General features: G+C 52.6%; 11 protein-coding genes. All 11 read right to left on the reverse strand.

The window, feature by feature from the left end; all coding sequences use genetic code 11:
• Positions 1-79 precede the first annotated feature (79 nt).
• Positions 80-526 (reverse strand): preprotein translocase subunit YajC, encoded by a 447-nt coding sequence (yajC, locus tag FD30_RS03100; RefSeq protein WP_056943853.1) that lies wholly within the window; start codon positions 524-526, stop codon positions 80-82.
• 161 nt (positions 527-687) lie between these two features.
• Positions 688-1,704: a Holliday junction branch migration DNA helicase RuvB gene (ruvB, locus tag FD30_RS03105; protein ID WP_056943854.1), complete on the reverse strand. Its 1,017-nt coding sequence runs from the start codon at positions 1,702-1,704 to the stop codon at positions 688-690.
• 18 nt (positions 1,705-1,722) lie between these two features.
• Positions 1,723-2,325, reverse strand: a complete 603-nt coding sequence (gene ruvA / locus FD30_RS03110) for a Holliday junction branch migration protein RuvA (RefSeq protein ID WP_056943855.1) — start codon at positions 2,323-2,325, stop codon at positions 1,723-1,725.
• Between the two features lie 76 nt (positions 2,326-2,401).
• On the reverse strand, positions 2,402-4,408 hold the full coding sequence (gene mutL, locus FD30_RS03115) for a DNA mismatch repair endonuclease MutL (protein WP_056943856.1): 2,007 nt from the start codon (positions 4,406-4,408) through the stop codon (positions 2,402-2,404).
• Between the two features lie 29 nt (positions 4,409-4,437).
• Complete coding sequence (mutS, locus tag FD30_RS03120; RefSeq protein WP_056943857.1) at positions 4,438-7,119, reverse strand: DNA mismatch repair protein MutS; 2,682 nt, start codon at positions 7,117-7,119, stop codon at positions 4,438-4,440.
• A 35-nt stretch (positions 7,120-7,154) separates the two neighbouring features.
• Positions 7,155-7,952, reverse strand: coding sequence for a TIGR00282 family metallophosphoesterase (locus FD30_RS03125; protein ID WP_056943858.1), 798 nt, complete (start codon positions 7,950-7,952; stop codon positions 7,155-7,157).
• A 127-nt stretch (positions 7,953-8,079) separates the two neighbouring features.
• Entirely contained in the window at positions 8,080-9,639 is a 1,560-nt protein-coding gene (rny, locus tag FD30_RS03130; RefSeq protein ID WP_056943859.1) for a ribonuclease Y, read from the reverse strand.
• Between the two features lie 195 nt (positions 9,640-9,834).
• Positions 9,835-11,004 carry a recombinase RecA gene (gene recA, locus FD30_RS03135; RefSeq protein ID WP_056943860.1) on the reverse strand — a complete coding sequence of 390 codons (1,170 nt, stop codon included), beginning with the start codon at positions 11,002-11,004 and terminating at the stop codon, positions 9,835-9,837.
• Positions 11,005-11,093: 89 nt separating this feature from the next.
• On the reverse strand, positions 11,094-12,347 hold the full coding sequence (locus tag FD30_RS03140) for a competence/damage-inducible protein A (RefSeq protein ID WP_056943861.1): 1,254 nt from the start codon (positions 12,345-12,347) through the stop codon (positions 11,094-11,096).
• Positions 12,348-12,524: 177 nt separating this feature from the next.
• Positions 12,525-13,112 (reverse strand): CDP-diacylglycerol--glycerol-3-phosphate 3-phosphatidyltransferase, encoded by a 588-nt coding sequence (gene pgsA, locus FD30_RS03145; RefSeq protein ID WP_056943862.1) that lies wholly within the window; start codon positions 13,110-13,112, stop codon positions 12,525-12,527.
• A gap of 80 nt (positions 13,113-13,192) precedes the next feature.
• Positions 13,193-14,134, reverse strand: coding sequence for a helix-turn-helix domain-containing protein (locus FD30_RS03150; RefSeq protein WP_056943863.1), 942 nt, complete (start codon positions 14,132-14,134; stop codon positions 13,193-13,195).
• Positions 14,135-14,192 lie beyond the last annotated feature (58 nt).

Here is a 14,192-nt window from a genome sequence, read left to right on the forward strand (position 1 = left end):
CATCATAAAACATTGATTTAACAACATTCTTATTGACAAGACGTAGAAAAACGACCCCCACGGAGTCGTTTTTATCGGCTTATTTCGTCGTATCGTCAGCGGCAGAGTCGTCAGCTGGCTTAGCGGCATCATCAGTTGCTGACGTTTCAGCAGCACTGGTGTCTTCCTGAGCATCTTTGTCAGCCGCGTCATCAGCCTTATCAGCAGCTGGTGTCGTGACAGCTTGGGGTGCCTGGGCCGTTACTTGGGCAATGGCCCGTAAGTCAAAGACCAAGTAGATTCCGTCACAGTCCAACGTAACCGTCTTGTCAGCGTCGTTGATTTCATCAATGACCCCGTGCAGACGACCAATCGTAATGACGTGGTCTCCCTTACTTAACTTACTCATCATGTCACGGTGTTGCTTTTGTTGCTTTTGTTGTGGCCGTAACATCAAGAAGTACATCAACGCCAAGAAGACCACTAAAATGATCAACGTGGAGTATGAGCCGCCAGCACCGGCAGCGATTGCAAGATTTCCTAACACTATTCGTTCACTCCTTCGTGTCCTATCTAATGGACAACTTTACCAGAATCCGGGGAATCCGTCCAATTATTTCTAAAAATTCTAAGGATGTTCGGCATTATCTCCGCAAAAACACTGCACGCCTCCCCAACATCAATGACGGCCACTCCGCCAGTCGTTCCTTAATTTTGCTGTGGATAGGGCCGACCCAGATGTTCGTACCCAGCGGGGGTCACGACACGTCCCTGCGCGGTTCGCTTCAAGAAGCCCCGCTGAAGTAAGTACGGTTCATACATGGCGGCGACCGTTTCGGTCTCTTCACCGATATTTGCCGCCAACGTATTCAGGCCAACCGGCCCCCCGTTGTAATAATCGATCATGGTGGTCAACAACTTGATATCAATGGGATCTAGTCCCGCCGAATCAACCCGCAAGAGGGTCAGGGCGTGGTCCACGATTACAGGATCAATGGTGTCGTGATCCGGTGACACTTCCGCAAAATCCCGAATCCGCTTCAACAACCGGTTCGCAATCCGGGGTGTCCCGCGTGACCGCAACGCAATCGCCTTGGCACCTGCCGGGGCAATCGGCGTCTGGAAGATCTCCGCTGACCGAACCACGATATCTTCTAAATCATCGGCATCATAGTAGGCCATGTGCTCAACGATTCCGAAGCGGTCTCGTAACGGCGCCGATAACAGCCCAGCACGGGTGGTCGCACCAATCAGGGTAAACGGCGGTAACGGAAAGTGCACCGGATGGGCGGTCGGGCCCTGCCCCACCACAATGTCGATATAGAAGTCCTCCATCGCGGAGTACAACATTTCTTCCACCACTTTAGGCAGCCGATGAATTTCATCAATAAACAGGATATCGCCGGGCTGCAACTCATTCAACAACGCAACCAGATCTCCCGGCTTCTCGATTGCGGGACCACTGGTGGTTCGAATCTGAACCCCCATCTCGTTGGCAATCACCAAGGCCAACGTGGTCTTTCCAAGACCCGGTGGTCCGTACAACAGCACGTGGTCTAAGGATTCCTCCCGTTGCTTCGCGGCTTGAATATAAACCCGTAACTCGTGTTTAATGGGCGCCTGGCCAATATACTGGGCCAGCGTTTGGGGCCGTAATGATTTTTCAACGGAATCTTCACGATCATCGGCCGGTTCTGGTGATACAAGACGGTCGTCATCTGCCATGGGCGACCCCTCCCTTCTTTATTTGGTTAAGAGCCGTAAGCCTTCACTCAAGTAATCGTTCGTACTCTGACCCGCAAATTGACGCAATTGCGGGGTAATCTTCTTGATGGCCGCTTCCCGGTACCCCAAAGCCGCTAACGCTGCTAAGCAATCATCCAATTGCGGATTGCCTTCGCCGGTTGCCACGGCTTCCGGTTCAAAGAGCTGCGAACTCGCAGCCGGCGTGAGGTCATCGAGCTTACCCTGTAAGTCCAAGACCAATTGCCCAGCCGTCTTCTTTCCCACGCCAGGGAACTTAGTCAAGAAGCTCACGTCATTGGTTTTAATGGCCATCATTAGACCATCGTGATCTGGATTCGCCAGAATCGCCAAGGCACTCTTCGGCCCGATACCACTGACGTTGATCAGCTTTAAGAATAACTGCTTTTCAGCAAAATCCGCAAACCCATATAGAGTCTGCGCCGTATCACTAACGGCCTGATAAACATAAATCGTCACCGTCTGGTCTTCCGTGTAACGGTACGGGTTCGCCGTGTTGACTAAGTACCCGACCCCGTTCACGTCCACAACGATGTGGTCCGGCGTTACCGCCGCAACGGTCCCTCGTAGGTATTCATACATGGGTTGTAAGCTCCTTTAAAAAAACATATGTTTGCCTTTAAATTGTACCATACTCGTCCGTCAAAGAGTATCCCCATCAGGCTTCCCAGTCATCCCCACTCTGGTGTGGATCCTGAATACGCTTGAATAGTCGTTCCAAATCCTGATCCGTAAAGTGGACCAAAACGGGGCGGCCGTGCGGACAGTTGAACGGGTTCTCCGCCGTTGCCAGCTTAGCGAGCAAGGCTTGTGCTTGTTGATCATCCAGATGATGGTTGGCCTTAATGGCCCGCTTACAGCTCATCATAATCGCCGTTTTCTCCCGAAAAGCGGCAACGGATAGCTTACCGTCCTTTAAGACCCAATCGATCATTTCTTTAATCGTCGCCGTCTCCTGCCCCGCTTTAAACCAAGTCGGGTGCTCGTGCACAATCAGACTGTTCGGGCCAAACGACTCCAGGTGGACCCCAACACTTGCCAAAGTCTCCAGGTGGTCATTCAACGCCAAAATATCGGTGGTTGGGTAGTCCAGAACGATGGGCACCAACAGCTTCTGCTCATCGTCGCTAACTTGCCCAATGGCCTGCCGATAATACTCGTAGTTGACCCGTTCTTGGGCAGCGTGTTGGTCGACCAAGTATAGTCCATCGTCGGCTTCAGCTAACAGATAGGTCCCATGAACCTGGCCTAAATACCGTAGCTGTGGGAACCGCGGCTGTTCCGGGGCGGGCGACGCCGCCAGCGAGGAGTCCGGTGCCGGTTGTGCGGCCGGTCGGCCTAAGGGAGCCGCCGGCGTCTCCGTCTGATACTTCTGATCAAACGCCTGAACGGCCGGTAACTGGAGGTCCGATTCAGCTTGAATCATCACCGGTTCCACCGGACTGGCTGTCGGCGTCGTCAGCGGTGCCGGTCCCGTATAATCGACCGCATTACCTACTGGTTGCTTAGGAGCCACCGGTGTCGCTTCAGCGGTGGTGTCAACCGTGGTCGCTGGCGTCGTCTCCCGGGCACTCGGCAACGGATGCTTCTGGGACGCCTGATTCAAGGCCATGGTCAGCTGATCACTAGCGGGCTGGTTCTGCCGTTTACGAGGCAACTCACTGAAAACGTCCGGAATCAAGTTCTCCTGTGACAGACGCTGATAGACCGTGGTCTCGATAAGCTTGGTCAATTCCGGTTCCTGGCTAATCCGAACCTCTTGCTTGGTCGGATGGACGTTCACGTCGACCAGTAAGGGGTCCATGGTGATGGCTAAAACGGCAATCGGATAACGCCCCACCATCAATTTAGACCCATACCCGGCAATCAAGGCTTTACTGAGATGAAAGTTATGAATGTACCGACCATTCAGGAGCAATGAGATGTACTGACGGCTTGCGCGGGTCAATTCTGGCAAGCTGACGTACCCAGTCACTTTGAAGTCGGGATTCTCGCCGTTAATGGCCACCATCTTTCGCGCACTCTGGACCCCATAGATCCCCGCAATCACCTGTTGCAGGTCCCCCCGGCCACTGGTCCGGGTCAGTTCGCGACCATTATGCACCAGCGAGAAGGCAATCTGCGGATAGCTCAAGGCAATTCGGTTCACGATATCCGTGATCTTTGCCAGCTCCGTCGTGGGGGACTTTAGGTACTTTAAGCGTGCCGGAACGTTACCGAACAGGTCCGTCACGGTAATCTCCGTTCCCTTGCGCGCCGCGGCCGGTGCGTGTTCCACAATCTGACCGCCGACGTTGTGAATCAGGGTCCCGACGCCACCCGTCGAGGTGGTCAGCGTCACATCCGCCACCGACGCAATACTGGGAAGGGCTTCGCCCCGAAACCCCAGCGACTTCACTTTAAAGAGGTCCCGGCGGTCCGTGATCTTACTGGTAGCGTGCCGTTTGAAAGCCATCTCGGTATCTTCGTCGGCAATCCCGTCACCGTCGTCTACCACCGTGATTCGTTTCAAGCCAGACTCCTCGACAACAATATCAATCTGGGTACTGTGGGCGTCAATGGCGTTTTCCACTAGTTCTTTCACGACTGAAGCTGGTCGTTCGACCACCTCTCCCGCCGCGATCTGGTCCGCTAAGACCGATGCGAGTTCATGTATTTTCGCCATCGCTGCTCATCCTTTCCGTGTACGGTCAATTACTTATTTAGCTTCTGTTGCCACTGGTAAACCTGGTTCATGATGGCCATTGGCGTCATCCCCATCAGGTTTAAATCCTTTAATTGCGTTAATACCTTAGCCTGAACGGGATTCAGCTCCGGCTCATCCGTAAAGAGCGACAGCTGTTGATCCGTATCTGCCACCGGCTGTGTTTCACTCACGAGCGCTGCTGGTTGAGTTGGTGCCACGGGAGTCGCCGGTTCTGGCGCTGTGGCAGTCGGTGACTGTGCTGCGGGTTTGGTCTGACTGTCAGTTTCTTTAGCAACGGTCGGCGCATCCGCCGCTTGTTGTTCCAGTTGCTGTAAGATCACGTCTGCCCGTTGTAGTAAGGAATCCGGCATCCCCGCCAACTTCGCGACATGGATCCCGTAGGACTTATCAGCTGGACCTGGTTGAACCTGATGCAAGAAGACCAAGTCCCCATCTTGTTCGACCGCCCCGACGTGAACGTTCTTTAACTGCGGTAACACGTCGTCTAACGCCGTCAACTCATGGTAGTGGGTCGAAAACAGAGTCTTGGCGTGAACCTTGTTGTGAACGTATTCCACGATGGCTTGGGCTAACGCCATCCCATCGTAGGTGGCCGTTCCTCGACCAATCTCATCGAATAAGATCAAACTGTTGGCCGTGGCCTGACTGAGTGCCCGGTTAGCCTCCTGCATTTCGACCATGAAGGTACTCTGCCCGGAAATCAGGTCATCTGCCGCCCCGATACGGGTAAAAATCTGGTCAAAGATCGGCATCTGTGCGGATTCGGCGGGCACAAAGCACCCCATCTGCGCAATGATGACCGTCAACGCCAACTGACGCATGTAGGTACTCTTCCCGGACATGTTCGGTCCGGTAATCAGCAGGATATTGGTCTGATCGTCCATCAAGACATCGTTAGGAACGTAAGATTGCCGCCCCAAGACCTTTTCAACCACGGGGTGCCGTCCCTGTTTGATTGCCAACTGGTGGCCCTGCGTAAAGGTCGGCTTAACGAAATGGTAGTCTTCGCTGACCACCGCGAAGCTCTGGAGAACGTCCAGGCTAGCAATGGCCGCCGCCAACTTCTGCAATCGCGTAATGGCCTTCTTGACCTGCTCCCGTAGATCCACGAAAAGCTGGTATTCCAACGCCGTGGATTTTTCTTCCGCTTCCAGAATCAGGCGTTCCTTTTCTTTCAACTCTGGCGTTGAGAACCGTTCCGCGTTAGCTAAGGTCTGCTTGCGCTGATACCGGTCAGCTGGCAACTTGTCCAAGTTGACCTTGGTGACTTCGATGTAGTACCCAAAGACGTGATTATAGCCGATTTTTAGGTTGTTGATGCCCGTAACTTCGCGTTCGTGTGCTTCCAGTTCGGCCAGCCATTGCTTGCCATTGCGCATCGCATCCCGATAGTCATCCAGTTGGTCGTTATAGCCGTCGCGAATCACGCCCCCATCCGTGACCGATAAAGGTGTTTCCGGCACAATGGCGTCGCGAATCGCCGTTGCGACGTCTTCAACGGGATCTAGTTGGTCCAGCATCGGATCAAAAACGGCTTCATCCAGTTCGCTGAGGGTGTGTTTGATTTGGGGAACCTGTTCCAACGACGTCTGCAGTTGAATCAGATCTCGGCCGTTGACGCTGCCGAAAGCGACCCGGCCAGCCAACCGTTCCAAGTCATAGACTTTGACCAGTTCGGCTTGTAAGCTATTCCGTTCAAAATAATGGTCGAGGAGCGCCCCAACTTTAGCCTGCCGGTCCTCAATCATGGCTTGATCGATCAACGGCCGGTCTAGCCACTGCTTCAACAGCCGGCCACCCATGGCCGTCTTGGTTTCATCAAGCAGCCATAGGAGGGTCCCCGACTTCTTCTTGGTCCGTAAGTTCTGCGTCAACTCAAGGTTTGCTTGTGATGAATGGTCAAATTTAAGGAAAGCGGTCGGCCGATACGCCACCGCCCGCTGAAGATGCGCCAAACTCCGCTTCTGCGTGACCGTCACGTAGGTGACCAGCATCCCCACCGTCTGGATCATTCGTTCATCCGTCAAGTCCTGTTGCACGTAACTCAATTCAGAGCTAGGCTCAATCTCCAATTGCCGTGAGACCAGCAGTCCTAGCTTCTTGAACCGCTCCGTCAGAGACGCTGGAATACTTTCGTTAACCACGACTTCCTTGGTCTGAAGACTCATCAACTCGTTCATGACCGTAGTGAGGTTGTCGATTGCGGCCACCTTCAACTCACCCGTTGAAAGGTCCGTATAGGCTAAGCCGTAGTGGTCCGCCGTGGGCATGGTTAAGGCGGTCAAATAGTTGTTCCGTTTGGCGCCCGCCGCCCCCGTATCCGTTTGGGTCCCCGGCGTGACCAGTTGAATCACTTCCCGTTTGACCATGCCCTTGGCCAGCTTAGGATCCTCCATCTGCTCACAGATGGCCACTTTATACCCTTGGTCCACCAGAATATCAATATAGTTCTGGACGGCCTTGTGAGGCACCCCACACATGGGGATGGGATTCTTCGCACTGTGACTCCGCGTGGTCAACGTGAGTTCCAATAACTGTGACCCTTTCACGGCGTCGTCATTAAACATTTCATAAAAATCCCCTAGGCGATAGAACAAAAACGCATCCGGGTATTGATCTTTAATCTTTTGGTACTGTTCCATCATGGGTGTCAATTTTGTCTTGGTCATGAAGCGTGAGTCATCCTTCCGTTAAAAACACTTGGTTAACTTTGATAGGGGTGTTGGGGACTGATCAGAATCGACCGAATCGACCGTGCATGCCCCGTCTGATCATTCAGGTCAATGACGCAACCAGACAACAGGCCTGGGCCTTGCGTCTGAACCGTATACCGTGCGGGGCGCTGATTCTCAAAACGGGTGATAACACTATCCGCCTGCATCCCTAAGATACTGTCTGCCGGGCCCGTCATACCCACTTCCGTTAAAAAGGCCGTCTGGTGGTCGAGTACCTGGGCATCACTGGTCTGAACGTGCGTGTGGGTCCCCACAACGGCTGAGACATCCCCCGTGAAGCGCATCGCAAAAGCCCGCTTTTCACTGGTCACCTCACCGTGGAAATCTACGAACACGAACGGTGTATCGAGTTCCGGTACCAGGTCAGCCATCGTGGCAAAGGGATCATCGACCAGTTGGTTCATAAAGACCCGGCCCTGAATATTCACGACCGCCAACGTCTGCTGGTTGACCTTAACCTTAGTCCAACCTTGTCCCGGCGTCTTTCCCGGAAAATTCACGGGCCGGACCAGGCGCTTAGCGTCATCGATGAACTCGAATAATTCGGCGTTATCCCAGGTATGGTTTCCCATGGTCACCACGTCAGCTCCGTCTTTCAGGAGTTGTTTATAAATTTTATAGCTAATGCCGCGACCTACCGGCGTTGAATTTTCACCATTCACAATGGTAACTTGGGGTTTTAAGTCCCGCTTCAACTGAGGAAGGTACTCGTGAATCATCGCCATCCCCATATCACCAACTACGTCGCCAACAAAAAGAATCCGCATCGTTATGCCCCTATCTTGGCGCGCCCCTTACTTTCAGACGACGCCCTTATAAATACTACTTATTTTACCATGATTGTTCCGGCAGTGACGTAAAAAAGCTAGGACCCTAAGGCCTAGCTTCTCTGACTTATTTCGCATATTCAACTGACCGAACTTCCCGAATAACCGAAACCTTGACGTGTCCTGGATAATCCAGATCACCCTCAATTTGTTTCTTGATGTCGCGGGCCAAGACCACGGCATCCGTATCGGAAATTTTCTCGGGCCGCACGATGACTCGAACTTCACGTCCCGCCTGAATGGCAAAGCTGTGATCCACACCATCAAAACTATTGGCGATAGTTTCCAGCTTGTCTAAGCGGTGAATGTAGCTTACTAAGGAGTCTGAACGTGCGCCTGGCCGAGTCGCTGAAATCGTATCAGCTGTCCCGACCAGTTCCGCAATCACAGATTGCGGCGCCGTTTGATCCGCTTGCGCAGCAATGGCGTTCACTACCGTGGAACTTTCCCGGTATTTCTTTGCCAGTTCCGTTCCTAAGGTAATGTACGAACTATCATCTTCATGCTCTGCAGCGCGGCCAATATCATGTAATAATCCTGCACGTTTTGCTAACGTAACATCCTCACCGAGTTCCGCTGCTAAGACCCCAGTGATCTTCGCAACTTCAATTGAATGGGCCAAAGCGTTTTGCCCATGAGAAATCCGGAAATTCAACCGCCCGACCAGCTTAATCAGCTCGGGGTGCATGGAATGAATTCCCAAATCAAAGGTCGCCTGCTCGCCCAGTTCCCGAACGTGTTCGCCGAGTTCCTTCTTCGCCTTGGCCACCATTTCTTCAATCCGCGCGGGATGAATCCGCCCGTCTTGAATCAGCTTTTCAAGCGCAATCTTGGCAACTTCGCGCCGTAAGGGGTCGAAGCCGCTTAAGACGACTGCTTCCGGCGTATCATCGATAATCAAATCGATACCGGTCAGCGTTTCTAAGGTCCGAATATTGCGACCCTCGCGGCCAATAATGCGCCCTTTCATGTCATCGTTCGGTAACGTCACGACCGTGATGGTGGTCTCTGTGACCATATCCGCGGCACTCCGTTGAATTGCCGAAACGATGAGATCCTTGGCACGTTCTTGAGCCGTCTTTCGCGCAGTCTCTTCGCTTTCTCGAATCATTTTAGCACGTTCACCCGCTAAGGCTTGCTTCGCCTCAGATAAAATCAGGTCACGTGCATCATCCTGGGATAGCGCCGCAACGGATTCCACCGTTGCTTGCCGCTTTTCAATCAGTGAGTCTGCTTGCTGTTGCTTCTTGGTTAAGTTCTGCTCTTCAGCGCTCAGCTTTTTGTCCCGTCGATTCAATGAATTTTCCCGCTTCTCTAAGGAACTGTCCTTACGATCCAGCGTTTCTTCCCGTTGAATTAACCGGTCTTCTTGCTTTTGAACTTCCGCTCGCCGTTGCTTGAGCTCTTGTTCAACTTCTGCACGATACTTATGACTGTCTTCCTTCGCACTCAACAGTGCTTCTTTAGTCGACGTCTCCGCTTGCTTACGCGCTTCCGCCAGCACACCCTTGGCCGTGTACTTAGCAGCATCTAACTTGCGTTCATGGACGGACTTCCGAAAATAATAACCACCCACGACACCAACAACGATAGCGATGATTGCGAGGATTATAATTGGAACACTCATGATTCCACCTCCGCATCATCAAAAATGACTAATTTGTAATCAGACTTTTCAAGATGTTTGTATGATAACTGACACAAACTCAATTTTAATAGTTGCCACAAAGACTGTCAACTAAACTCATCAGAAACTATCGCTAAGTTCGCTGGATGGTCAAAAGAAAACACGACGTGGCCTTCACCACATCGTGTCCTTGAATTACTTATGGGTTTTAGGTTGAATCACCTTGGCCCCCGGGGTTGTATCCTTAGGGGTATCGGTATCCAACGACGTTTGCTTAACCATTGACTTATCCGCAGCCTTGGCTGTCGAATCCGCCTGGTCCGCCTTTTTATCGGTTGCCTTGGTATCCTTAGCCGTCGTAGCAGTCTCGTCCTCATCCGCAACACCATAGGCTACCCGCACACGGCGGTTAACTTCTGCCATCATATCCGGATGATCGGCCAGGTACTGCTTAGCGTTCTCACGTCCTTGGCCGATACGATCTTCACCGTAAGAGTACCAAGACCCGCTCTTATCCACGATGTCTTTTTCGACCGCCATATCCAGCAGTTCACCGGTCTGGGAAATCCCGTGACCGTACATGATATCCACTTCAGCCTTCTTAAATGGCGGCGCAACCTTGTTCTTGACCACTTTGATACGCGTCCGGTTCCCGATAACGTCGGTCCCGTTCTTGATCTGTTCAGCTCGCCGAACTTCCAAACGAATCGTCGAGTAGAACTTCAGGGCACGACCACCAGGGGTCACTTCAGGGTTCCCGAACATCACACCCACTTTTTCACGAATTTGATTAATGAATAGGGCAATCGTCTTGGTCTTGTTAATAGTTCCCGAAAGTTTCCGCAACGCTTGCGACATGAGTCGGGCTTGCAACCCCACGTGGGCATCACCCATCTCACCTTCGATTTCGGCACGGGGAACCAAAGCCGCAACGGAGTCAACCACGACGATATCCACCGCACCAGAGGAAACCAAGGCATCCGCAATCTGCAGCCCCTGTTCCCCAGTGTCTGGTTGTGATAACAGTAAGTTATCGATATCGACCCCTAAGGCCGTCGCGTACGCCGGATCCAACGCGTTTTCGGCATCAATGTACGCTGCCGTACCACCGCGCTTTTGCACTTCCGCTACCGCGTGTAACGCAACCGTGGTTTTCCCTGAAGATTCAGGACCATAAATTTCAACGATACGACCACGGGGATAACCACCCACACCCAAGGCGACATCTAACGCCAGGGAGCCAGATGGAACTGTCAGGATCTGCGTCTTGGTGTCATCACCCATCCGCATAATCGACCCCTTACCGAAGTCTTTTTCAATCTTTTTCAGCGCTTTGTCCAGCGCCGCTTGTCGTTCGTCAGCCATCCAAATCCTCCTTTAGTTGCTCTCATTTCCAAGTAACACTATACCGATTTAACGAACAAAATGCAAGCGAAAACAGAACAATAGTTCCCCTATTTTTTAGAAGCTTGCACCGTCTGCCGGACCCAATCCAGGCCACTCATGACGGCCCGCATCCGAACATCTGCTCGGTTACCCGCCAGATGGACCAGCTTTGCCTGTGGTGCCCGTCCCCGTTGGGCCAAGCCCAGCCAAACGGTTCCCGCCGGCTGGCCTTCCAGGCTGTCCGGACCCGCAACTCCCGTAAAGCTGACCGCTAGATCCGTATCTAAGATCTGTCGCGAGCGTTCCGCCATCGCCTTAGCCGCGGCTTCACTGACGACCCCATCGTGGTCAATGGTGGCCTGTGGGACCCCTAACAGGTCATGCTTCGCGCGGTTAGCGTAAGTCACAAAGCCCCCCGGAAAGACCGCCGAAACCCCCGGAACGGCTCCCAAGGTACTTTGAAATTCACCAGCAGTTAGGCTCTCCGCCCCCGTAATGGTTAGGTGCCGCTCGATAAGCTGTTGGACTACCACGTTAGCCAAACTATTTTCATCGCCATAGCCATACAGGTAGGTTCCAACCCGTCGTTTGATCTCCGCAATCATGGTCGTCAATAACTGTTCCGTCGACGCTTGTTGGGTGGTCTTAGCTGTCAGCCGTAACGTCACTTCATAACGCTTAGCGTAAGGGGCAATCGTCGGGTTCGTCTGTTGGTCGATCAAGTCCGCTAACTTTGTCACGAGTTGACTCTCACCGATCCCGTAAAAGCGCAAGACCCGAGAGGTCAGATACTCTTGCCGCTGATACGTCTTCCGAATCAGGGGCAACACCTGGTGGACCATCATTGGCTGCATCTCACTAGGCGGTCCGGGTAACAGGATCACGTCAGCGCCGTCTGGTGCCTGATAAAAGGCCCCTACGGCCATCCCCGTCTCATTCTTCAGGGGATGACTACCCGCGAGGTATAACGCCTGTAAACGGTTATTAGGCGTCATTTCTCGACCAGTCGTTGCAAAGAAGTCACGAATCTTAGCCATCGCCGAATCATCTTGCACCAACTTGACCCCCAACAACTGAGCGACGGTCTGCTTAGTCAAATCATCCTTAGTGGGGCCCAGGCCGCCACTGATCACGACTAAATCGCTCCGCGAACGAGCTTGCGTCACCAGTGCGGTTAACCGATCTGCGTTATCGCCAACCAGCGAATGATAGTAGACTTCAATACCGGCACTCGCGAGTTCCTGCGCAATAAACGCAGAATTCGTATCCGCGACCTGTCCCAATAGAATTTCCGTTCCCACTGCAATAATTTCTGCTTGCACGCCATGTCCTCCTAGCTGGTCACACCTGATAACTCCGATAACGGGTGACCGTTTTTCGATAACGGGTTTATTTTTGCTCATTCATCGTCCGGACGCACTCAGCCATTAACTGGTCATCACGGACAAAACCTGCTGGTCAAAGTATAACACCCCCGTTAGCCAACGGGGGTGTTTAACCTATTCAGCCGAAGATTCAGCAAAGACCTGCCGGTTCTGCACGAAGTAATCGATTCCCGAGTAAATCGTGAAGAATAAGCAAATGTAGAAGAAAATCAGAGCCATTGGCACGTGAATCGTCCCAAAGCCAACGTTGTTCAACAAGAGGAGAATGATGCCGACCATCTGGGTCGTGGTCTTAATCTTGCCCGGCCAAGCCGCAGCTAAGACCCGCCCCCCGGTTTCCACGACAATCAACCGTAATCCCGTTACGGCCAATTCCCGGCAGACGATGATGGCCACACCCCATGCTGGAACTGCACCCATGGCGACCAGAATGATGAACGCCGTCATGACGATCATTTTGTCGGCCAGGGGGTCCGCAAACTTACCAAAGTTCGTGACCAAGTGCTGGCGCCGCGCAATCTGACCATCTAGGAAATCTGTAATTGAGGCCACCGCAAAGATCAAGGCCCCCCAAATTTGGGTAACTGGAATATCGGTACCTAACCAAGTCACCGTTCCCCAATCAAGGGGCAACACTAATACCAAGATGAAAATTGGAATCAAAATGATTCGCATGATCGTCAACCGATTCGGGACGTTCACAACTAACTCCTCCTTTTAAAAAGCTAATTTCTCACCAAAAAGCGGCCCGGTCGTCAATGACCGACCCGCTGACAGGTTGTTTATTTAAATTCCAACGTGACCCGTTGAACTTGCGATGAGGTCGTGGTGCTTGAACTCGTCGAAGTCGTTGTGGTCGTAGTACTACTACTGCTGGACACATTACTAGTTGCCGTGGCCGAATTGAAGTTAAACTTCTGACCATCGACCTTCACCGTGGTCACAGGGGCGTTCCCAAAGTTGAAGGTCACACTAGTGGTGCCGCTAGGGAGCGTCAGCGCGTGGGTCGTCGACGACGTTAACGTACCTTGCCAAGTCGTGGAGCCCCCAACGGAAACGGACATCCAGCTGTTCCCGGTTGCGGACAGGTTAATCTTCGGCTTGCTAGATGCGTTAGTCATCTGCCAAGTTGACCCGGAAGTCGTCGCGCTCAGTCGCTTGAACGTGCCCTTCTTGGTTGCTTTCTTCTTAGAAGAAGACTTCTTTGCCGCCGAGCTGCTGCTAGAACTGCTAGAACTACTGCTCGAGCTGCCCGAAACACTCACGGAGCTACTGTCAACGTTCTGTTGCGCCGTTGAGTGGCCACTCCGCGCAGCAGCGATCCAGATACCCACTAAGACGGCCAAAACCACGACCACGATTCCGGTTAACGGAATCAACCGCCGTAACCGTAGGGACCGGTCATCCACCTTCCGTTGTTGGGAACGGGTCTCTGGATTGTTCTCGTTGACCTTATCCACATACTCTTGTGTCTGCGTACTGGGCAACGCGCTGTCAAATTGCTTTAACAGCTCGCCCCCATCCAAATCGACCATATCCGCGTATTGCTTGATGAACGCCCGGACATAAAAATCCCCAGGTAACTCATCAAATTGCTGGTCTTCAATCGCAATCAGATAACGCTTTTGGATCTTAGTGGCTTGTTGCAAGTCATCCAGGGTAAACCCCTTGGCAATCCGCGCATCCTTTAACGTCTTTCCCAGCGTAATCTTGTTCTCACTCATTTTTTAAACTCTCCACCTATTTAAGTTTTCTCTATTGAAGTATAGCATAGGCACCGCC

It is taken from the genome of Levilactobacillus namurensis DSM 19117, from assembly GCF_001434785.1.
Classification (GTDB): Bacteria; Bacillota; Bacilli; order Lactobacillales; family Lactobacillaceae; genus Levilactobacillus; species Levilactobacillus namurensis.

What these genes read in the sequence shown, in the direction of transcription:
- ruvB (WP_056943854.1), bottom strand. Translation starts at nt 1,704, where the DNA reads ATGGCAGATGACGACCGTCTTGTATCACCAGAACCGGCCGATGATCGT.
- ruvA (WP_056943855.1), bottom strand. Translation starts at nt 2,325, where the DNA reads ATGTATGAATACCTACGAGGGACCGTTGCGGCGGTAACGCCGGACCAC.
- mutL (WP_056943856.1), bottom strand. Translation starts at nt 4,408, where the DNA reads ATGGCGAAAATACATGAACTCGCATCGGTCTTAGCGGACCAGATCGCG.
- mutS (WP_056943857.1), bottom strand. Translation starts at nt 7,119, where the DNA reads ATGACCAAGACAAAATTGACACCCATGATGGAACAGTACCAAAAGATT.
- FD30_RS03125 (WP_056943858.1), bottom strand. Translation starts at nt 7,952, where the DNA reads ATGCGGATTCTTTTTGTTGGCGACGTAGTTGGTGATATGGGGATGGCG.
- rny (WP_056943859.1), bottom strand. Translation starts at nt 9,639, where the DNA reads ATGAGTGTTCCAATTATAATCCTCGCAATCATCGCTATCGTTGTTGGT.
- recA (WP_056943860.1), bottom strand. Translation starts at nt 11,004, where the DNA reads ATGGCTGACGAACGACAAGCGGCGCTGGACAAAGCGCTGAAAAAGATT.
- FD30_RS03150 (WP_056943863.1), bottom strand. Translation starts at nt 14,134, where the DNA reads ATGAGTGAGAACAAGATTACGCTGGGAAAGACGTTAAAGGATGCGCGG.